Origin of the sequence: Kribbella kalugense, from assembly GCF_004365875.1 — a bacterium.
GTDB lineage: Bacteria > Actinomycetota > Actinomycetes > Propionibacteriales > Kribbellaceae > Kribbella > Kribbella kalugense.
In genome coordinates this window covers 406,216-426,132 of the sequence record NZ_SODF01000003.1, presented here as the reverse complement: position 1 = coordinate 426,132, position 19,917 = coordinate 406,216, and the positions used below count along the sequence as shown (strand labels likewise).

The window sequence follows — 19,917 nt, the reverse complement described above, 5'->3', positions numbered from 1 at the left end:
GTCAACCGCCACCGCCCAGGAGGAGTAGGTCGATGCGCAGGAAATTTGGTATATCAACTCGTCTGGCCGCCGGAGTGCTCGCGGTCACCGTCCTCGGGTCGCTCGGCATGACCACCGCCGACGCGGGGGGCGATCACAGCGCGGCAGCTCGGGCGCGCGCGTCGTACGACGCGATCAACAGGTACTTCGATGCCGGCAAGGGTGGGCTGTTGCTGGAGGAGTACCCGAACACGCAGACCAACGCGTACTCGTACGTCTGGCCGTACTCGCAGGCGGCGATCGCGGCCGAGGACCTGGCCGGCGTGCCGGGTGCGGGCCGGAAGGGATCGGCGGAGGCCGACCGGCGGATCGCGGCGTACGAGTTCTACTGGAACGCCGGGACCACGCCGACCGGGTACGACTCGTACGTCCGGCCGCCGAACGGTCAAGGTGGAGACAAGTTCTACGACGACAACGAGTGGATCGGGCTGAACCTGATCCAGCGGTACAAGCGGACTGGTGACCGTGCTGCACTCGCTCGTGCGAAGGACATCTTCGCGCTCGTCGTCCACGGCTGGGACACCGATCCGACGCACCCGTGCGCCGGCGGCGTCTACTGGACCCAGGCCCCGTGGAGCCAGGACCGCAACACCGTGTCGAACGGGCCGGCGGCCGAGCTCGGTGCCCATCTCTACCTGCTGACCCACGACCGGTCGTACCTGACCTGGGCGCAGCGGATGTACACGTGGGCCAAGAGCTGCCTGCTCGCGCCGAACGGGTTGTACTGGGACCACATCGACCTGGCCGGCAACATCGAGAAAACCCAGTGGAGCTACAACCAGGGCGTGATGCTCGGCGCCGGAGTGTTGTTGTTCAAGGCAACGGGTAACGGCCAGTACCTGCGGGACGCGAAGTCGGTCGCATCGGCGTCGCTGGCGTTCTACAACACGCCGGAGATCCTCGCGAAACAAGGCGCCGCGTTCAACTCGATCTGGTTCAAGAACCTGCTGATCCTCGACTCGGTCGCGCCAGATCCCCGCTACCGCAGGGCGATGCAGGCCTACGCCGACTACAACTGGACCACCACCCGAGACCCCGCCACCAACCTCTACAACTTCGGCGAGGGATCGGTAGAACTCCTCCAACAATCCGGCATAACCCAAATCCACGCCCTCCTGGCCTGGCCCCGCTCCAGGTACAACCTGCTTGCTTGAGGTCTGAACAACAGCAGGCCCTCCTGAAGATGTTCAGGAGGGCCTGCTGTTTTGTTTCAGGCTGCTGCTGTTGCCGTCTTGATCTCGACCGGCGTGATCGGCGTCCCGTCCTGCGGCCCGTTCTGCGGCGTGACACCAGCCTCCGCGACCTTGTCGATCAGCTTCACGCTCGGCTCGTCGATCGTCCCGAACGCCGTGTACTGCGGGGTCAGCCCGGAAGCATCGCCGTACACGATGAAGAACTGGCTGCCGTTCGTATTCGCACCGGAGTTCGCCATCGCGAGCATCCCGCGCCCGTACTTCAGCGTCGGGTAGACCTCGTCCGCGAAGCTATAGCCAGGCCCGCCGGACCCGCTCCCGGTCGGATCGCCGCACTGCAGCACCTGCAGACCTTCGCCGACCGTCAGCCGGTGGCACTTGGTGTTGTCGAAGTACTTCTGCCCGACCAGGCTGAGGAAGTTCTTCACCGCGCACGGTGCCAGTGCGCTGTCCAGGGTGAGCTGCAGGTCGCCGATCGACGTGTTCAGGCTGACCTTCGACGTACCCGACGCCTTGACCTTCCCGTCGGCCGGCGGGTTCACCGGCTTGCTGGCCGGCTCGGCGCTCTTCTTGTAGACGCAGTTCACCTCGGCCGCGAGCGGCGTCGCCCGCTTCGGCGCGGCTGCCATCGCGGTCGGAATGCTGGTTGGCTTGTTCTCCGGCGCGGCAGTCGGCTGATCGCTCGCCGCCGGCTTGTCGTCACCGCCCACCCCGAACACCACGAAGACCCCGACGATCACCACGACCACGGTCGCGACCGAGGCGACGGTGATCGCCAGGTTCCGCCGCTGCCGTCGCCGCTCAGCGTCCCGCTCGGCCTGCCGCTGCGCCTTCCGCGCCGCCAGCTGCTGCTGATGGGTCTTCTTGGACATGCAGTAACCCTCCTCACCGGAATGCCTGCACGGAACCTACAGCGAAAACCTGAGAACTGTCTGTCAATCCGGCAGGTTGATCGGGCTGGGGAGATGAGAATGGCGGCGTGACGACTGTTCGGGCGGTTGTGGACGGGGATATCGAGGCGTGTCTGGAGATTGTCCGGGCGTTGCCGGAGTACTTCACGGCGGATGTGCCGGAGAAGGTGCGGGGAGATCTTGGGTGTCTGCTCGGGTGGGTTGCTGTTCGCGACGGGCAGGTGGTCGGGTTCGTGGTGGTCGAGCGGCGAGGGACGCGGGCTGCCGAGATCCTTTGGGCGGCCGTGGACCCGTCGGCCCGGCGGCAGGGGATCGGGAGCCAGCTCGCACATGAAGTCATGGGCGAGCTGCGGGCGACCGGCGTAAAGGTGGTTGAGCTGAAGACGCTGGATGCTGCCGTCGACTACAAACCCTACGAAGCAACCCGAGCGTTCTGGGAGCGGATGGGTTTCGTGCAGATCGACACCATCGACCCCCTCCCAGGCTGGAACCCAGGCAACCCAGCAGCAATCTACGTCGCCGGGCTGGCACCAACGGCCAGCCAGTAGCTGCAGTCCTGTGGGGTCCTTGAACAACCTACGGGGTCCTTAGACAAGCAATAACTTGTTCAAGGACCCCTGCGGGTGTTCACAGCCCCGACGCGCGCACGACTCAGGTTGTGCGGGTGAAGAGGCGGCCGGCTAGGTCTAGGCCGGTGATTTTGCCGGCGGGGGTGCGGGTCAGGTAGCCGCGTTGGCCGGTGAGGCCGCCTTCGGTGATGATGTATTCGTCGTTGGGGAGGAGGCCGATCTCGGCGGCGGGGTAGTCCGGGGGCACTCGATGTCGGAGGCGGCGCGGAGTTCGGGCTTGATGCCGACGGCGAGGGTGAGGCGGGTGCCGTCGGTGGCGAGGTCGAGGTTCATCGCGTCGATCTCGTAGCGGCCGGCTGCTTCGTTGGCGCGCGCGGCGTCGTACGGGAGCGGTTCGGGATCGCGCTCGACCAGGCCGAGGTAGTGCTCGAGCGCCCAGCGGACGACGGTCTGGTTGAACGTGTACCCGTCCGGACCGCCGTTCGTCAGCGAGACAATCGCGAAGTTCCGTTCCGGTACGACGAGGAGCTCGGCGAACTGTCCGTTGCCGGAGCCGCCGTGCCCGATCGTCCGCACGCCGTCGATCGTCTTCAGGAACCAGCAGATTCCGAACCCGTCGCCGAGCGTGCTGGCGCGCAGTGCGATGGTCTGGTCGCGCATCCCGTGCAGCACGTGCGCCGGCAGCAGCCCGTCGCCGTCGCCGAGGTGGAACCTTGCCCAGCGCAACAAATCGCTGACGGTGGTGACCGCGCCGCCGCCGGGGTTGTTGCCGTGCTCGCCGGCCCGGTTCGCCTTCCACGGCACGGCCGGCGTGACGGTCCCGTCGTCGGCGCGGTTGTGCCCGACCACGAACTTCCGGACGATGACCTCGTCGAGGTCGAACATCGTGCTGCTCAGCTCGAGCGGCTCCAGCAGGAGCTCCGCGATTGCCTTCTCGTACGGCTGACCGGTGACGTTCTCGATGATGCGACCGGCCAGGTTGAATCCGGCCTGGCTGTACGACGCCCTGCTGCCGGGCGCGGCGATGATCGGCAAGCCGGCCAGCTTCTGCACGAACGCGGCGAGCGAGAGGTCTCCGTCCGCGGGGTCGATGACGTTCCAGTCGAGGCCGGCGGTGTGGTTGAGCAGGTTCAGCACCGTGATCCGCTCGGCGACGTCCTCGTCCATCAGGCGCAGCTCGGGGACATACCGGCGTACCGGAGCGTCGAGCTCGACCTTGCCCTGGGAGACCAGCCGCAGTAGGGCGGTCGCGGTGAAGGTCTTCGTCACCGACGCGATGTGGAAGAGGGTGTCGCGGTCGACCGGTTGCGGGTGCGCCAGGCTCGTCACGCCGTGGGTGACGACCGTCTCCTCCCCGTCCATCAGCACCCCGACGGCAACGCCCGGGATCCCCAGCTCGACCGCTGTCTTCTCGACGAACTCTGTCAGCATTTGCCCCACTCCTCGGTGACTTGAACTAAGTACAAGTAGACCTTAGCGCCTCGATTGAACTAAGTTCAAGTCATGCGGAACACCTTGACCGTCGAGCAGATCGTCACGGCCGCGATCGAGCAGCTCGACTCCGAAGGGCTGGACGGGCTGAACATGCGCGCCCTCGGTCAGCGGCTCGGGTCAGCCCCGACCGCGATCTACTGGCACATCAAGACCAAGGACGAGCTCGTCCAGCTCGCCGCCGACGCGGCCTGGGCGGAGGTCGGGCTCCCGGATCTCGATGCGATGGACTGGCGCGCGGCGGCGACCGTGATGGCGACCGGGTTGCGATCGATGCTGCTGCGGCACCCGTGGTACGCCCAGGCCTTCGGGAGTCATCTGCTCGCCGGTCGATCTAAGTTCGAGTACGACGACCACAGCCTGGCGAACTACGAACGTGCCGGGTTCGCGCCGGCGGACGCGGACTGCGCGGCCGGTACGGTCATGCTCTTCGTGATCGGCAGTGCGCTCGGTGCCGCTGCGCAGGTGTCGCTCAACCGTCGGCTGAGTCGCGGCGGGCAGGACGCCGAGCGCACGATGAAGGAGTTCATGACTGCGGCGCGGTCGCAGGCGTCACAGTTCCGGCATCTGCGCGCCCGGATGGGAACGACGGCCGCCGCGGAGTACGCCGCCGAGCCGGACAACACGTTCGAGTTCGGGCTGCAGTCGATCCTGGACGGCTTCGCGGCCCGCCTCGCGCGTTAGGCCCAGTCTGGCAATCCAGCCGAGGCCTAGTCTTTGATCTCGCAGATGGTGGCGCCGGCCGAGACGGTGGCGCCGACCTCGGCGCTGAGGCCGGTGACGGTGCCGGACTTGTGGGCGTTAAGGGGCTGCTCCATCTTCATTGCCTCGAGGACGACGATCAGGTCGCCCTCGGCAACGGTCGCGCCTTCGTCGACGGCGATCTTGACGATCGTGCCCTGCATCGGCGAGGTGAGCGAGTCGCCCGAGGCGGCCGAGCTCTTCGCACTGCCGGCCCGCCTGGACGGCTTCTTCTTCGCGCCAGCGCCAGCGCCAGTGCCGGCGGTCGCGCCGGCCATCGCACCCAGACCGGCGGGCAGGACGACCTCGAGTCGTTTGCCGCCGACCTCGACAGTCACCTTCTCCCGCTCGGCGTCCTCTGGTGCGTCAGCGAGAGGGCCGTCGTACGGCGTGAGCTGGTTGTCGTACTCGGTCTCGATCCACCGCGTGTGGACCTTGAACCCGTCGGTCCCGACGAAGGCAGGATCCGAAACAACCGCCTGGTGGAACGGGATGACAGTCGGCATCCCCTCGACGACGAACTCACGCAGCGCCCGACGGGACCGCTCCAGCGCCTGCTGACGATCGCGACCGGTCACGATCAACTTCGCGATCAGCGAGTCGAACGCCCCCGGCACCGTCTCGCCCTGGTCGTAACCGCCATCCAGCCGTACGCCGGGACCAGACGGCGCATGCCAGCGGGTCAACGTCCCCGGAGCCGGCAGGAACCCACGCCCGCCGTCCTCCGCGTTGATCCGGAACTCGATCGAGTGCCCCGAGACCGCAGGGTCGTCGTACCCGAGCTCCTCGCCGTTGGCGATCCGGAACATCTCCCGGACCAGATCCAGCCCGGTGACCTCTTCCGACACCGGGTGCTCGACCTGGAGCCGCGTGTTCACCTCGAGGAACGAGATCAGCCCGTCCTGCCCGACCAGGAACTCACACGTCCCGGCCCCGACGTATCCCGCCTCGCGCAGGATCGCCTTCGACGACTTGTAAAGCGTCTCCAGTTGCTCGTCCGACAGGAACGGCGCCGGCGCCTCCTCGACCAGCTTCTGGTACCGACGCTGCAGCGAGCAGTCACGCGTCGAGACGACGACAACGTTGCCGTGGGCATCGGCCAGGCACTGGGTCTCGACGTGCCGCGGCTTGTCCAGGTACCGCTCGACGAAGCACTCACCGCGACCGAAGGCACTGACAGCCTCGCGAGTCGCCGACTCGAACAGCTCCGGGATCTCCTCCAGCGTGCGCGCGACCTTCATCCCGCGCCCACCACCGCCGTACGCCGCCTTGATCGCGATCGGCAGCCCATACTCGTCAGCAAAGGCGATCACCTCTGAGGCATCGGCGACCGGGTCCGGCGTGCCCGGGACCTGCGGTGCGCCGACCTTCTCGGCGATGTGCCGCGCCTTGACCTTGTCGCCGAGCGAGTCGATCGCCGACGGCGGCGGGCCGATCCAGATCAGCCCGGCGTCCAGCACGGCCTGGGCGAAGGCGGCGTTCTCGGCCAGGAAGCCGTAGCCGGGATGTACGGCGTCCGCACCGGAGCGGGCCGCGACGTCGAGGATCTTCTCGATGTTCAGGTAGGAGTCGGCCGGTGTCGATCCATCCAGCGCGTACGCCTCGTCGGCCAGCCGGACGAACAGAGCGTCCCGGTCCTGGTCGGCGTACAGCGCGACGCTGCCCAGCCCCGCGTCGGCGGCGGCGCGGACGACCCGGACGGCGATCTCGCCCCGGTTGGCGACGAGCACCTTGGTGATCTGCTTGCTGTCGGACACAGCTGACTCCCTTCGGCTGGCCCGAGTCTAGGGTCAAGCAGCCCTCCGGTGAGACAGGGCGTTGCTCACACCACGGTGGGTTGGCGTTCGAAGAAGGATTCCAGTACGACGACTGTCTGCGTGCTGGTCACGCCGTCCACCTGGTGGAGGGCGCGCAAGGTCGCCTGCAGGTCTTCGGTGGTTGTCGTCCGGACCTTCACCAGAACCGATGCCGGGCCGGCGGTGATGTGTGCCTCCTCGACCGCCGGGATGGCCAGCAGCGCCTCCCGGGAATCGCCCATCCAGGCGTTGGACTCGAGCAGGACGAACGCGAGTACGCCGCGACCGAGCGCGGCCGGGTCGACGTCGACCGTCGTACGCCGGATCACGCCGGCCGACTTCAGTTTCCGGACCCGCTCGTGAGCCGATCCGGCCGACAACCCGGCGATCTGCCCGAGCGCGGCGTACGACTGCCCGGCGTCCTCCTGCAACGCCGCCAGCAGCTTGCGGTCCACATCATCTATGGTCATCATCACCCGAATCCAAATCTCATTCTGTCGAAGCTGACGATAGCAGGATATGGTTTGGGCATGACGATCACTCTGACCAACACTCTCCCGCGGATCCGGGCCGAGCTGGTGGTGCTCGACGCGCGGTTCGCCAAGGTCGCCGGCGACGAGTACGTCGAGTGCCTGTACGACGGCGGCCGCTGGCTCGAAGGACCGGCGTACTCGCCTGCCTGGCGCTGTCTGCTCTTCAGCGACATCCCGAACGACCGGATGCTCCGCTGGGACGAGGTCTCCGGGCACGTCAGCGTGTTCCGTGAGCCGTCCGGCTACATCAACGGCAACACGATCGACCGCGTCGGCCGGCTGATCAGTTGCTCGCAGGGCGATCGCCAGGTCGTGCGGACGGAGTACGACGGCAGCCGTACGGTCCTCGCGTCCCACCTGGACGGCCGCCGGCTGAACAGTCCGAACGACGTGGTGGAACACAGCGACGGCTCGATCTGGTTCACCGACCCGCCGTACGGCATCACCTCGAGCTACGAGGGTCACGCCGCCGAGCAGGAGATCGATGGTTGCCACGTCTACCGGATCGCGCCCGACGGCGTGCTAACGGTGGTTGCTGACGACTTCATCCGCCCGAACGGTCTCGCCTTCACCCACGACGAGCAGCAGTTGTACGTCGTCGATACGCCGGCCAAGCACATCCGCCGGTTCGACGTGGACGGCGAGAAGCTGATCGGCGGCGAGGTGTTCGCGCACTGCGAGGCCGGGATGTTCGACGGGATCCGGCTCGACGGCGCCGGCCGGGTCTGGGCGGCGACGCACGAGGGCGTGCACTGCTTCGACCCGGACGGCACTCTGATCGGCAAGCTGCTACTGCCGAACGTCATGTCCAACCTGACGTTCGGCGGTGCCAAGGGCAACCGTTTGTTCATGACTGCGACCACGTCCGTGTGGTCGTGGCTGTCGAACGTTCAGCGGTAGGACTTGGAGACCGCGTCCAGGAGACGCTCGAGGGTGTCGTACGTCGGGGTGTCGGCGACGTCGATAACGTCCTTCGCGACCGGGACCTTGTTCTGGCTGACCACGTTGGCGAACTGGGACGCGTCGGTGGTCCGGAACCCGTGCCGGGCCGCGAGCTGCTGGAGCTGGGGGTCCGTCGACAGGAGTTCACCGAGCTTCTCACCGTTCGCGTTCAGCGAGATCAGCGTGTGCTTGGACTGCACGGTCGGCGACGGGTACATCAGCACCATGCCCGGCTTCAGCTTGTGCTCGACCGCGGCCTCGACGAACTGCGCCTCGTAGATGTTGACCATCGGCGACTTGCCCATCCCGAGCGACAGGTAGTCGTCGAACGGTCCCTCGCTGGAGTTGTCGGTGTAGCCCTGGTTGACGAACAGCGGCGCGACCAGCGGCAGCACCTTCTTCTCGTCCGCCTCGCTCTGCACCACACTGTTGTGGTTGGCAACATAACTGACGATCGACAGGAACATCGCCGCCGAGTTCGAGGTGCGCGGGTCGGTGGTGGTGATCAGGATCCGCTTGTTCACCGGGTACGTCGTGTTGCCGTGGACGTTGGTCCACCGCCAGTTGGCGTGCGCGAGGTCGACGTACTTGCGAACGTCGAAGTACCAGGTGCCGTTGATCTGCTTGGCGATGCCGCTCGCGGACAACAGGTTGACGATCGGCTGGAAGGTCGCGATCGCCATCGGCGACGAGAACACGGAGTACTTCTTGCCGCTGACGGTCGGTCGGCCGGAGGTCGGCTGCAGGATCCGCTCCGCCGCGGTGGTGCTGGACGGGAACGCGAAGTCGTACTTGCTCAGGTCGACCGAGGTCGCGATCTCGCGTGAGCCGGCGGTGTCGACCTTGACCTCGAAGCCGTGCTTGGCCAGGGCCGCCTTGACGTCGGGATCCTCGAAGAAAGCGCGTTTCTCGGAGCCGATCACGCCGCTGAGGGTGATGGGGCCGGACGGGGTCTGCGCCTGTACGTCGTCACCGTTGCGGACGACGAGGACGGTCGCGACTGTGGCGAGCACGAGTACTCCGGCGACCGCGGCCGGGAGGGCGATCGGGATGCGTCGGCGCGGACTGTCGGGTCCGGCTTGGGTGGTCGGCGGGTCTTCCATCGTGATTGGGTCGGGTTGCGGGGTGAGTTCCTGGCGGGCCATGCGTTCGATCAGGATCGGGACGTAGTCGCGGACCCGGTCCCCCTCGAACTGCCGGCGAGCCGCCGCCACGGCATTTTCGATTTCTTCGGGAGTATGGATGTCGGCGAAGCTGTCGTTGAGACGGCGAGTGAGGTTCTCGATCGCCTTCTCTTCGCGAACGGTGTCGAGCGTCAAAGGATGTCTCCACATCACGGTGTCTGACTCCGGCGCCGTACTCTGCGCCCCCGTTCGGCGCCACGCACATCCTTCCGGCCCAGAGGTCCAACCGGCGGGCGTCTGGGGGCGCGGTCGGGGAGAACCACATAGGCTCGGCCGAAAGCGTTTGCAGCCGAGTTCGCGAGGAGTCGTGATGACCGGAATTCTCGAGCCGTTGGCAGGGACCGCGCCGGCCGTCTGGGAGCAGCTGGACGACCGGTTCGCCGGCACCCGCGGCGACAGCCGGCTCGAGCGGCTGTGGACCGGCGGCCGCTGGGTCGAAGGCCCGGTGTACTCCGCTGCCGGTCGGTACCTGCTCTGGAGCGACATCCCGAACGACCGCATCCTGCGCTGGGACGAAACGTCGTACCAGGTCTCCGTCTTCCGGCAGCCGGCCGGCAACACCAACGGCCATACCCGCGACACCGAGGGCCGCCTGGTCAGCTGCGAGCACGGCAACCGGCGGGTGACCAGGACCGAGCACCACGGCGGCGTCACGGTGCTCGCCCACGAGTACGGCGGGAAGCGGCTGAACAGCCCGAACGACGTCGTGGTGAAGCGCGACGGCTCGGTCTGGTTCACCGATCCGGCGTACGGGATCGACAGCGACTACGAGGGCTACAAGGGTGAGATCGAGACCGGTGGGTGTCACGTGTACCGGGTCGGCACGGATGGCGCGCTGACCCGGGTCGCCGACGACTTCAACCGCCCGAACGGGCTCGCGTTCTCGCCCGACGAGTCGTTGCTCTACATCTCCGACTCGGAGGAGGGCACGATGCGCGTCTTCACCGTCGACGGCGACAAACTCTCCGGCGGCGAGCTGTTCGCCGAATGCGGCAACGGCATCTTCGACGGCTTCCGCCTCGACACCCAAGGCCGCGTCTGGACCTCCGCCGCCGACGGCGTCCACGTCTACCACCCCGACGGCACCCTGCTCGGCAAACTCCTGGTCCCCGAAACCGTCAGCAACCTCACCTGGGGCGGCCCCAAACGCAACCGCCTCTTCATCACCGCCACCACCTCCGTCTACTCCCTCTACACCACGGCGAACGGCGCACCGGAGGCGTACGGGCCCAGTCACTGACCTAAATCAGTCGCTTCGGCGTGGGGTGTGGGTGATGATGGCCTGCTGACCTGATTTAGGAGGAAGTGTGGAGCTGGTCGGCGTGCCGGAGCATTTGCGGGTGCTTGCGGAGAATGTGGTGGCCGAGGCGGAGAAGGATCCGCGGGTGCTTGCGGTGGTGGTCGGGGGATCGGTTGCCTCGGGCACCGGTGATGAGTATTCGGATCTGGATCTGGTGCTGGTTTGTACGGCGGAGGGGCAGCCGGAGTGCCTCGCCGAGGCGAAGGAGTTTGCGGGGCGGCTGGGTCCGCTGCTGGCGAGCTTTACCGGGGAGCATGTCGGTGAGCCGCGGTTGTTGATCGCGTTGTTCGGGCCGCCGCTGGTGCATGTCGATCTGAAGTTCGTGACGCCCGACGGCTATCGCGATCGGGTCGAGGACGGGCTCGTGTTGTGGCAGCGGGACGACACTGTCGAGCGGGTTCGGGCCGAGTCCACGGCGCAGTGGCCGCAGCCGGATGCGCAGTGGATCGAGGATCGCTTCTGGGTCTGGGTGCACTACGTCGCGGTGAAGATCGCCCGGGGTGAGTTGTTCGAGGCCATTGAAAGTCTCGGCGCGATGCGGTCGATCTCGATTGCGCCGTTGGCCGGGATCGGGCGGACCACGCGGCCGGCCGGCGTACGGCGGCTGGAAACGCTCGCACCGGAGCTCGGGCCGGCGCTGCGAGAGACCGTCGCGACCGCCGACCGCGCCGACTGCCTGCGCGCCTTGCAGGCGACGGTCGACGTCTACCGCACGGTCCGGGAGCGCAGCGGCGTTCAGGTGGTACGACGTACCGCCGCCGAGGAAGCCGCCGTCGACTTCCTCGGCTGAGGCTGCATCTCCACGCAGGCAGAACCCCGTCGGAAGGCCGTTTTGGGCCGCCCAAACCGGGGTTCTGCATGCATGGCGGTCCGCCTACAGCTTCTTCAGCTGGTCGATGAGGGTGAAGACGGCCAGGAATCCGAAGGCCAGGAAGGAGAACCCGAGGACTGCGGTGCGCCAGGGGGTGATGCGGATGGCGCGGGGGAGGGCCCGGGAGTTCATCCACCAGAGCAGGCCGGAGTACACGAACATCATCGTGCCGGCGGTGCAGGCGGAGATGACCAGCAGGACCAGGGGCTGAGTCAGGCCGGCCAGCAGGACGATGATGCCGAAGGCAACGAGACCCCAGACCAGCCAGAAGTACAGCTTGGACTCGGTGATCTTGGACTCGCGGAGGTAGCGGGCCTTGATCATGTCCGACGACAGGCGGGACGTGTAGTCGACGATCCCGGCCGCCGCGGCGAACAGGGAGAAGGCGCCGATCGCCCAGAACAGGTAGCCGAACCAGCCGCCGACGACCGTCTGCAGCGTCGTACCCTCGATCTTCAGGAAGCCGATGCTGTTCTTGACGTCCGGATTCCCGAACAGGGTCGCGTGGGCCAGCATCGACGTGAACACGATCGTGATCACGGTGATCGCCACGAACGTCGCGGCCTGCTCGATGTTCGCGAACTTCCACCAGCGCCTCCAACGGGCCAGGTTCGCGTCGTCGGGGGTGAACGTGTACCCGTTGGCGGTCGGGTCGGCCTCGGTCTCGCCAGTCACCGGCGAGGTCAGCCGCGGCACGTGCAGACCTTGGCCGAAACCTTTGTCCCGGATCCAGTTGCTCTGGACAAGGTTCTGCCCGCCGCCCGCACCGGCGTACGCGATCGCGCCCATCACCAGCGCGAACCCGAGCTGGTCGGCCGGGAACTGCGGGTGCGTGACTGCGTCGCCGAGTGCGCCGTAGGTCTTGCCGCGGATCGCGAAGATCAATGCGAGTACGACGAGCAGCGCGACGGCCGCGATCTTGACCGCGATCAGCCGCTCGAGCATCACGTAGACGACCGGCGCGAAGGTCAGGATCGCCCCGATCAGCAGCAGCATGCCGATCGCGATCCAGCGCGGGTCGCCGCCGCCGAACAGGTACGTGAGCATCGACGCCGAGCTCGTCGCCCAGCCGGGCCAGAGGTTCGCGAAGTACGTCATGATCGCGAAGAACAGGCCCCAATGCTTCCCGTACCGGTTGAAGCCGGTCAACGCTGTCTCACCAGTTGCCAGCGTGTACCGCTCGATCTCCATGTTCAGGAACCACTGGACCACCACGCCGACGACGGCGCCCCAGAGGAACACCAGTCCGACCTGGCTGGAGATGTACGGCCAGAGGATGAACTCACCCGAGGCCAGCCCCACCCCGGCGCCGACCATGCCGGGGCCGATGATCTTCCAGGTCTTGGCGGGCGGCTCGGGCAGGTCGCGAACTTGCGGTGCGGGCAGATTCTTGGTCGGTAGTGCGAATCGTCCGTGGTCAGTCGACGTGGTGTCTGCCATCAGGCTCCTCACTCTCCTCGACCCCCTGCCCCGGAGGTTAACGAATACTGTCGACAACGGCGACCCGACACAGTGGACACAGGGGAATGGCACACTGACCGGCATGGGTGGGGTGACCGTTCTTACCGCGTCGTATGCCGGGGCCGCGAGCGCACCGGCGTACGCACGCTTGGCTGGACTGGCCGCGAAACTTCCGGGAGAGCAGCTGGTACGCCGGGATGCCGGCTGGCCCGTGCTCGTGTACGACGACCCGGCCGACGCGATCGCCGCGGCGCAGGAGCTCCGGGAGGCGGCATCCCAGGTCCCCGCCGGTGAACTCCTTCGAATCGCGTTGCACACCGGGCAAACCATAACGCCGGCCGTCCGGCATGCTGAGCAACTGCTGGCGATCGCGAACCCGGGCCAGACGTTGCTAACAGCAACAACTGCTGCCGGGATGGCTGTCGCCGACCTCGGCGTACACCGCTTAAGGGATCTCGGATCGCCGGAGCGGATCTTCGAACTCACCGCGACGACCGAGCCGTTGCTTTCGCTGGACCAGGTGCCGAACAACCTCCCGGTGATGTTCACCAGCTTCGTCGGCCGCCGTACCCAGGTCGCCGCGCTCCGGACCCAACTCTCCGGCAGCCGGCTCGTCACCCTCACGGGTCCGGGTGGCAGCGGGAAGACCCGGTTGGCGGCGCAGACCGCGGCCGAGTTGGCCGAGCGCTGGCCGGACGGCGTCTGGTGGGTGGACCTGTCGGCGGTCACGGACCGCACCCAGATCCCAGACGCGGTCGCAGCCGCGATCGGTCTCCTGGCGGAGTCGGGGGACCGGCTTCTTATCGGCCAACTGCGGACACAACGAGCGCTGATCTGTTTGGACAACTGCGAGCAGATCATCGACGGCGTCGCGGAGTTCGTGCTCGCGCTGCACACCGGATGCCCGGAGATCTCGGTGCTGGCGACGAGCCGGGAGCCGTTGGACCTTCCCGGTGAGGCGATCTGGCGGGTGCCCGCGCTCGCTCCGGACGAGGCGCGGGCGCTCTTCGTCGAGCGGGCCGGCTCGGAGTTTCCCGAGTCAGAGCAGGCGATCCGGTCGATCTGCGTTCGGCTGGACGGGATGCCGCTCGCGCTGGAACTCGCGGCGGCCTGGGTACGGACGCTCACACCGGAGCAGATCGAGGCCGGCTTGAGCGACCGGTTCGGCCTGCTGACCAAGAACGTTCGCGGCGTCGCGGCCCGGCAGCAGACCCTCGCTGCGTCGATCGAGTGGAGTCACGACCTGCTCGATCCGGACGAACGCCAGGTCTTCCGGCGGCTCGCGGTCTTCGCGGGCGGGTTCGCCCTGGACGCAGCCACGGCGGTCTGCGGCCCAGGCGGCGTACTCGAGATCCTGGCGCGGCTTGTCGACAAATCGCTCGTTGTCGCCGAGGGCGGACGGTACCGGTTGCTGGAGACGATCCGCGAGTACGCCGGAACACGGTTGACGGCAGACGACGATGTACGGGATCGGCATCTCGACCATTTCCTCGGAGCCGCCGAGGCCGCGGAACCCTTGCTGGACAAGGATCGGGACGCCTGGCGGACGCTGATCGAGCCGGATCGGGAGAACTTCCGGGCCGCTCTCGAGTACGGGCTGTCGGCGGAGGACCCGGACCGCGGTCGGCGGTTGGCCGCGGCGCTGAGGTGGTTGTGGAACTTGCAGGCGACGGGCAACGAGGGCATCGGCTATCTGCGCCGCGCGATCGAGCTCGCGCCCGACGACCGAACGTTGCTTCAGGCCCGTTTGCTCTACGGCTACGCGACCGTTGCCGACACAGTCGATCCGTTCGGGTACGACGCGGCCGGTCGCGGACTCGAGCTTGCGACGGAGTTGGGTGACGACCGGTTGCGCTCGTTTTTCCTTGCGTTGGTTGCCGTGGGCGAGTTCTTCACGGACTTCCAGAAGGCGTGGGACCTGACGGCCGAGGGGGTGCGGCTGGCGGGGGACGACGAGCAGGCGCGGAACGCGAACATCGCCTTGCAGTGCGTCCTGCTTTCGTTGTGGGACCGGCATGATGAGCTGCGGCCGCTGATCGATCGCGCCGCCGACGGTCTGATCACCAGCGGCGAACGCGGGATCGCGACGACTGTGCTGACCGTGTGGTCCGAGAGCCTGATGTCGACCGGCGAACCGTCGAAGGGGGTCGAAGTCGCCGAGCGGGCCCTCGCTGCGGCAGAACCACTGGCTGACTTCCACCGCGTCGGAACCGCACGTGGACAGCTGGCGACGATGCTCGCGCGCACCGGCCGACTCGACGACGCGCGCGAGTTGATGCGGCCGCTGCTCGAGCTGGCCGAGACCGCGGGTGCGGTCGTGTCGAACCTCGGGCAAGTCATGGGGCTGATCTCCTATTGGAGCGGTGAGTACGACGCGGCCGTCGAGTGGACGGCCCGTGAGACCGCGGCGGACGGTCCGCTCGCTGAGACGTTCGTACCCGCCATGCTGCTGCCGTCGGTCGCGGCTGCCCTGCGCGCCGGTGGCCGTGACGCGTCCGAGGTACTCGAACGCGCCGTCGAATTGGCGCGCCGCTACAACCTCCCACGTATCCTCGCCGACGCACTCGACCAGCAAGGCCGGATCGCGATCACCACGCAGCCGGAGAATGCGGCGGACCTGCTGCATCAGGCGTTGACCATCCGGGTTGACCACGGATTGCGCACCTACACCATCGAGAGCCTGGAATCTCTTGCCCTGTTGGCAAATCACACCAACCGTCCTGCGGACGCGACCCGCCTGGCCACTGCCGCAGCTGCCGCCCGCGCCAATCTCGGTCTGGCTACGCCACCCGACCATCCCGACCTGCCGACGTCGGACGAGCCGCCGCTCCCGCTGCACGAAGCCGTCGCGTATGCCCGCCGTACCCGCGGATCCCGCGGCCGACCGTCCGCCGGCTGGGCCAGCCTCACCCCGACCGAGGAACAGGTCGTCGCGCTCGCGGTGGAAGGCCTCAGCAACCCCGAAATCGGCGAACGCCTCTTCATGAGCCGCGGCACGGTCAAGACCCACCTCGCCCACGTCTACACCAAACTAGGCGTCTCCAACCGCACCGAACTAGCCTCCCTCAGGAAGCCCTGAGCATCTCCAACGCCCCGCCAGCTCCGCCCGTCCAGTTGGCGTGGGTGTGGACAGGTGCCGGGGGCTGGAGACAGGAAATATCAGGTGTCTAGCCCCCATTTCCTGTCGTCAGTCCCGAGTTCTGGCGCCGTCGGATCGGGACAGTTTGCTGGGCCACCAGACCTTCTTGCCGAGGTCGTGGGCTAGGGAGGGGACGAGGAGGGAGCGGACGACGGTCGTGTCTAGGAGGACGCCGAAGGCGACCATGAAGGCTATTTGGACCAGGAAGAGGATGGGGAGGACGGCTAGGGCGGAGAAGGTGGCGGCCAGGACTACGCCGGCTGAGGTGATGACGCCGCCGGTGACGGCCAGGCCGACCAGGATGCCGGGTCTGGTGCCGTGTTCCTGGGATTCCTCGCGGACGCGCGTCATCAGGAAGATCGAGTAGTCGATGCCTAGGGCAACGAGGAAGACGAAGGCGTAGAGCGGGATGCCGGGGTCGGCGCCGGGGAACTTGAAGACGTGGTTGAACATCAGCGCGCTGACGCCGACGGTCGCGCCGAACGAGAGCACGTTGGCGATCACCAGCAGGATCGCGGCGACCAGCGAGCGGAGCAGCAGCATCAGTACGACGAAGATGACCGCGAGGATGGTCGGGATGATCACCTTCAGGTCGCGCTGCGCGGCGTCCAGTACGTCGAGGTTGATCGCCGTGTTGCCGCCCACCAGGATGTCCGGACTGACCGAGTCCAATGAGGACCGCAGGTGCTTGACGACCTTGGTCGCGTCCGGTGAGTCGGCCTGAACCTTCAGGGTGGCCTGGACGAGGACCTTGCCGTCGACAACCTTCGGCGGTACGCCGGGAGCCACTGAGGCGGACGCCGTACCGATGCCGTCGACCTTCGTCGCGGTCTGGATGACTTGGTCCACCTGTGCGACTGGGGTCAGGATCTCCACCGGCGTACCGGCACCCGCGTCGAAGTGCTTGGCCAGCTGCTGCTGACCGGTGACCGACTCGACCTTGTTGAGGAACAGGTCCTCCTGCGACGTACCGCTGGCCTTGAACGTCGGCAGGAACGCCGCGCAGGCCAGCAACGCCAGCGCGGTGATCGCCCAGACCCGGCGGGCTCGTCGGCCGACGAGCCCGGAGACGCGGCCCCAGAGTCGCCGCCCGCCGACCTGGTCGCTGGAGTGGACGTGGTCGACGCGCGGGATCGACGGCCAGAAGATCCGCCGGCCGAAGGCGAGCAGGATCGCGGGCAGGAACGTCATCGCCGCGATGAATGCGCCGGCGATGCCGAGTGCGCCGACCGGACCGAGGCCCTTGGTGCTGCCGAGCTTGGAGAGCAGCAGGCAGAGCAGACCGAGGATGACCGTCGCCGCGCTGGCTGCGATCGGCTCGATCGCCGCCCGCCAGGCGACCCGCATCGCCTGGTACTTGCTCTCGTAGTCGTGCAGCTCTTCCTTGTAGCGGGAAACGAGCAGCAACGAGTAGTCGGTCGACGCTCCGACGACGAGGATAAAGAGGATGCCCTGACTCTGGCCGTTCAGCTGCAGTACGCCGTGCTTCGCCAGCGGATAGACCACCAGCGCGGCGAGCGCGAGGCCGAAGACCGCGGTGAGCAGAACCGCGACCGGCAGGATCGGACTGCGGTAGACGATCAGCAGGATCACGAACACGACCGCCAGCGCGACCCCGAGCAGGATCCCGTCGATCCCGCTGAACGCGACGACGAAGTCCGCGAACACCCCGCCCGGACCGGTGACATAGACCTGCAGACCAGTCGGTGTGAGGTCCTGCTTGATGTTGGTCCGCAGCGTGTCCGCGACCGCGAACAGCACGGTCGTGCCTTGCTTGACCACCTCGTCGGCGCGGTCGCCGTTGGTCTGGACGGTGAGCAGCAGCGCCTTGCCGTCCTCAGACGGGGTCGCGGGAGCGATCGGAGCGGTCAGGTACTCGCCGAGCTTCTTCCCGTTACCGATGTCGAGGCTCGGGAGACCGGCCGCGAACGCCTTGACCTTGTCCCGGTCCGCCTGGGTGATCCCGGAGTCGCGCTCGACCAGGACGAAGTACGGCAGGGCCTTGGAGTCGACGAACTTGCTCGCCTCGTTGGCGACCACCGTCGACTCGGCCTGCTTCGGGAGGAAGTTGGCGTTGTCGTTCTGCTGGACCTCGCTCAGCTTCCCCACAGCGGGACCGCCGAGCGACCCCAGCACGAGCCAGATGATCAGTACGGCGGCGATGCCTGCCCGCCACATCCACCCCTTCATAAAAGACTCCGCACGCTGGAACAGTACCTGCGATCTCTCACCACCCCGCGAGGGGTGTGCGGGACCCGTTTCGGCGACGTAACAACAAGATGACTACGTGGAAACACCCCGGTCATAGCGTCCTGGCCTAATCAGTCAGGTCGGACGATCGGAGACGCACGATGACGCTCGAAGCAGGCCCGGAGGTCGTCACTCCGCGCGACCAGACCGGTGCTGTGGGCACTGTCGAGGTGCCGCGGCGCGGGCGCTGGATCGATGTGTGGGATCCGGAGGACGCAGGATTCTGGGCCGGGAAGGGCCGTGCGGTAGCGCGGCGGAACCTCTGGCCCTCGATCTTCGCCGAGTTTCTCGGCTTCTCGGTGTGGCAGCTGTGGAGCATCGTCGTGGTGTCGATGCCCAAGGCCGGCTTCACCTACACGACCGACCAGCTGTTCTGGCTGGTCGCGCTCCCCAGTCTGGTCGGCGCGACGCTGCGCCTGCCGTACACGTTCGCAGTACCGAAGTTCGGCGGCAGGAACTGGACCATCGTGTCCGCGTCGCTGCTGCTGATCCCCACCATCGGCCTGACCTACTTCATCACCCAGCCCGGTACGCCGTTCTGGGTGATGGCACTGGTCGCGGCGACCGCGGGAGCCGGTGGCGGCAACTTTGCCAGCAGCATGACCAACATCTCGTTCTTCTATCCGGAGAAGGAGAAGGGCTTCGCGCTCGGCATCAACGCGGCCGGCGGCAACCTGGGTGTCGCGGTGGTTCAGCTCGTGGTGCCGATCGTGATCGTCGCCGGGACGGGTCTCGCGCTGGATCGGGCCGGGCTGTTGTGGATCCCGCTGATCGTCCTGGCCGCGTTCTGGGCCTGGAAGGTAATGGCGAACCTGTCGGTGGCGAACTCGTCGTTCCGTACGTCGATCGCCGCGGCGAAGCGGCCGCACACCTGGATCATCTCGTTCCTCTACATCGGCACGTTCGGCTCGTTCATCGGCTTCTCGGCGGCGTTCCCGCTGCTGATCAAGACCACGTTCCCCGAGATCACGGTGGCGCACATCGCGTTCCTCGGCGCGCTGGTCGGGTCGTTCGCGCGACCGTTCGGCGGCAAGCTCGCCGATATGGTCGGCGGTGCCCGGGTGACGGTCTGCTCGTTCGTGGTGATGGGCCTCGGCATCCTCGCCGCGATCGTCTCGCTGAACGCGAACAGCTTCGCCGCGTTCCTGATCAGCTTCCTGTTCCTCTTCGTCGCCAGCGGTGCGGCGAACGGTTCGACGTACCGGATGATCCCGGCGGTGTTCCGGCTGACCACGCCGAACGACGCGGGCCGGGCGCGGCGGGAGGCGGCGGCTTGCATCGGGATCGCTTCTGCGATCGGTGCGTACGGCGGGTTCCTGGTGCCGCGTGGTTTCGCGATGTCGACGAGCAACTTCGGCTCGCTGGTGCCTGCGCTGTATGTCTTCTGTGGCTTCTACGTGGTCTGCCTCGCGGTGACGTACTTCTGCTACCTCCGCAAGGGCGGCCCGCTCAGCCAGGAGCGCGTGTGATCCCTACCCACTGCCCGTACTGCGCTTT

15 protein-coding genes are annotated in these 19,917 nt (G+C 67.1%); 8 read left to right on the top strand and 7 right to left on the bottom strand.

Annotated elements, in window-relative coordinates; genetic code table 11:
- The first annotated feature begins 32 nt into the window (after nucleotides 1-32).
- Nucleotides 33-1,193 carry a glycoside hydrolase family 76 protein gene (locus EV650_RS33325; protein ID WP_134123138.1) on the top strand — a complete coding sequence of 387 codons (1,161 nt, stop codon included), beginning with the start codon at nucleotides 33-35 and terminating at the stop codon, nucleotides 1,191-1,193.
- 56 nt (nucleotides 1,194-1,249) lie between these two features.
- On the opposite strand, the gene EV650_RS33320 is transcribed toward EV650_RS33325, so the two are convergent.
- Nucleotides 1,250-2,104 (bottom strand): peptidylprolyl isomerase, encoded by an 855-nt coding sequence (locus tag EV650_RS33320; protein WP_134123137.1) that lies wholly within the window; start codon nucleotides 2,102-2,104, stop codon nucleotides 1,250-1,252.
- A 107-nt stretch (nucleotides 2,105-2,211) separates the two neighbouring features.
- Between EV650_RS33320 and EV650_RS33315 the strand changes: the two genes are divergently transcribed.
- A complete protein-coding gene (locus tag EV650_RS33315; protein ID WP_134123136.1) occupies nucleotides 2,212-2,691 on the top strand; it encodes a GNAT family N-acetyltransferase in 480 nt (159 codons plus the stop codon).
- Nucleotides 2,692-2,862: 171 nt separating this feature from the next.
- Here the strand turns inward: EV650_RS33315 and EV650_RS33310 are convergent, their stop codons facing one another.
- Nucleotides 2,863-4,143 carry a serine hydrolase domain-containing protein gene (locus EV650_RS33310; RefSeq protein ID WP_202875150.1) on the bottom strand — a complete coding sequence of 427 codons (1,281 nt, stop codon included), beginning with the start codon at nucleotides 4,141-4,143 and terminating at the stop codon, nucleotides 2,863-2,865.
- Between the two features lie 72 nt (nucleotides 4,144-4,215).
- Between EV650_RS33310 and EV650_RS33305 the strand changes: the two genes are divergently transcribed.
- Nucleotides 4,216-4,887 carry a TetR/AcrR family transcriptional regulator gene (locus EV650_RS33305; RefSeq protein WP_134123135.1) on the top strand — a complete coding sequence of 224 codons (672 nt, stop codon included), beginning with the start codon at nucleotides 4,216-4,218 and terminating at the stop codon, nucleotides 4,885-4,887.
- A 26-nt stretch (nucleotides 4,888-4,913) separates the two neighbouring features.
- Here the strand turns inward: EV650_RS33305 and EV650_RS33300 are convergent, their stop codons facing one another.
- A complete protein-coding gene (locus EV650_RS33300; protein ID WP_134123134.1) occupies nucleotides 4,914-6,701 on the bottom strand; it encodes an acetyl/propionyl/methylcrotonyl-CoA carboxylase subunit alpha in 1,788 nt (595 codons plus the stop codon).
- Nucleotides 6,702-6,766: 65 nt separating this feature from the next.
- On the bottom strand, nucleotides 6,767-7,213 hold the full coding sequence (locus EV650_RS33295) for an Lrp/AsnC family transcriptional regulator (protein WP_238174640.1): 447 nt from the start codon (nucleotides 7,211-7,213) through the stop codon (nucleotides 6,767-6,769).
- 57 nt (nucleotides 7,214-7,270) lie between these two features.
- Between EV650_RS33295 and EV650_RS33290 the strand changes: the two genes are divergently transcribed.
- Nucleotides 7,271-8,173 carry an SMP-30/gluconolactonase/LRE family protein gene (locus EV650_RS33290; RefSeq protein WP_134123133.1) on the top strand — a complete coding sequence of 301 codons (903 nt, stop codon included), beginning with the start codon at nucleotides 7,271-7,273 and terminating at the stop codon, nucleotides 8,171-8,173.
- Here the strand turns inward: EV650_RS33290 and EV650_RS33285 are convergent.
- A complete protein-coding gene (locus EV650_RS33285) occupies nucleotides 8,164-9,534 on the bottom strand; it encodes a three-helix bundle dimerization domain-containing protein (RefSeq protein WP_238174639.1) in 1,371 nt (456 codons plus the stop codon). The genes EV650_RS33290 and EV650_RS33285 overlap by 10 nt on opposite strands.
- A 175-nt stretch (nucleotides 9,535-9,709) precedes the next feature.
- Between EV650_RS33285 and EV650_RS33280 the strand changes: the two genes are divergently transcribed.
- Together EV650_RS33280 and EV650_RS33275 are read left to right on the top strand one after the other, a co-directional pair.
- Nucleotides 9,710-10,639 (top strand): SMP-30/gluconolactonase/LRE family protein, encoded by a 930-nt coding sequence (locus tag EV650_RS33280; protein WP_134123132.1) that lies wholly within the window; start codon nucleotides 9,710-9,712, stop codon nucleotides 10,637-10,639.
- A 67-nt stretch (nucleotides 10,640-10,706) separates the two neighbouring features.
- Nucleotides 10,707-11,489, top strand: coding sequence for an aminoglycoside 6-adenylyltransferase (locus tag EV650_RS33275; protein ID WP_134123131.1), 783 nt, complete (start codon nucleotides 10,707-10,709; stop codon nucleotides 11,487-11,489).
- Nucleotides 11,490-11,573: 84 nt separating this feature from the next.
- On the opposite strand, the gene EV650_RS33270 is transcribed toward EV650_RS33275, so the two are convergent.
- On the bottom strand, nucleotides 11,574-13,010 hold the full coding sequence (locus tag EV650_RS33270) for an Nramp family divalent metal transporter (RefSeq protein WP_134123130.1): 1,437 nt from the start codon (nucleotides 13,008-13,010) through the stop codon (nucleotides 11,574-11,576).
- Nucleotides 13,011-13,113: 103 nt separating this feature from the next.
- Between EV650_RS33270 and EV650_RS33265 the strand changes: the two genes are divergently transcribed.
- Nucleotides 13,114-16,110, top strand: a complete 2,997-nt coding sequence (locus tag EV650_RS33265) for a helix-turn-helix transcriptional regulator (RefSeq protein ID WP_166678369.1) — start codon at nucleotides 13,114-13,116, stop codon at nucleotides 16,108-16,110.
- 108 nt (nucleotides 16,111-16,218) lie between these two features.
- On the opposite strand, the gene EV650_RS33260 is transcribed toward EV650_RS33265, so the two are convergent.
- Nucleotides 16,219-18,360: an MMPL family transporter gene (locus EV650_RS33260; protein WP_134123128.1), complete on the bottom strand. Its 2,142-nt coding sequence runs from the start codon at nucleotides 18,358-18,360 to the stop codon at nucleotides 16,219-16,221.
- Between the two features lie 161 nt (nucleotides 18,361-18,521).
- Here EV650_RS33260 and EV650_RS33255 point away from each other — a divergent pair, with 161 nt between their 5' ends.
- On the top strand, nucleotides 18,522-19,889 hold the full coding sequence (locus tag EV650_RS33255) for an MFS transporter (RefSeq protein WP_134123127.1): 1,368 nt from the start codon (nucleotides 18,522-18,524) through the stop codon (nucleotides 19,887-19,889).
- Nucleotides 19,890-19,917: the final 28 nt, after the last annotated feature.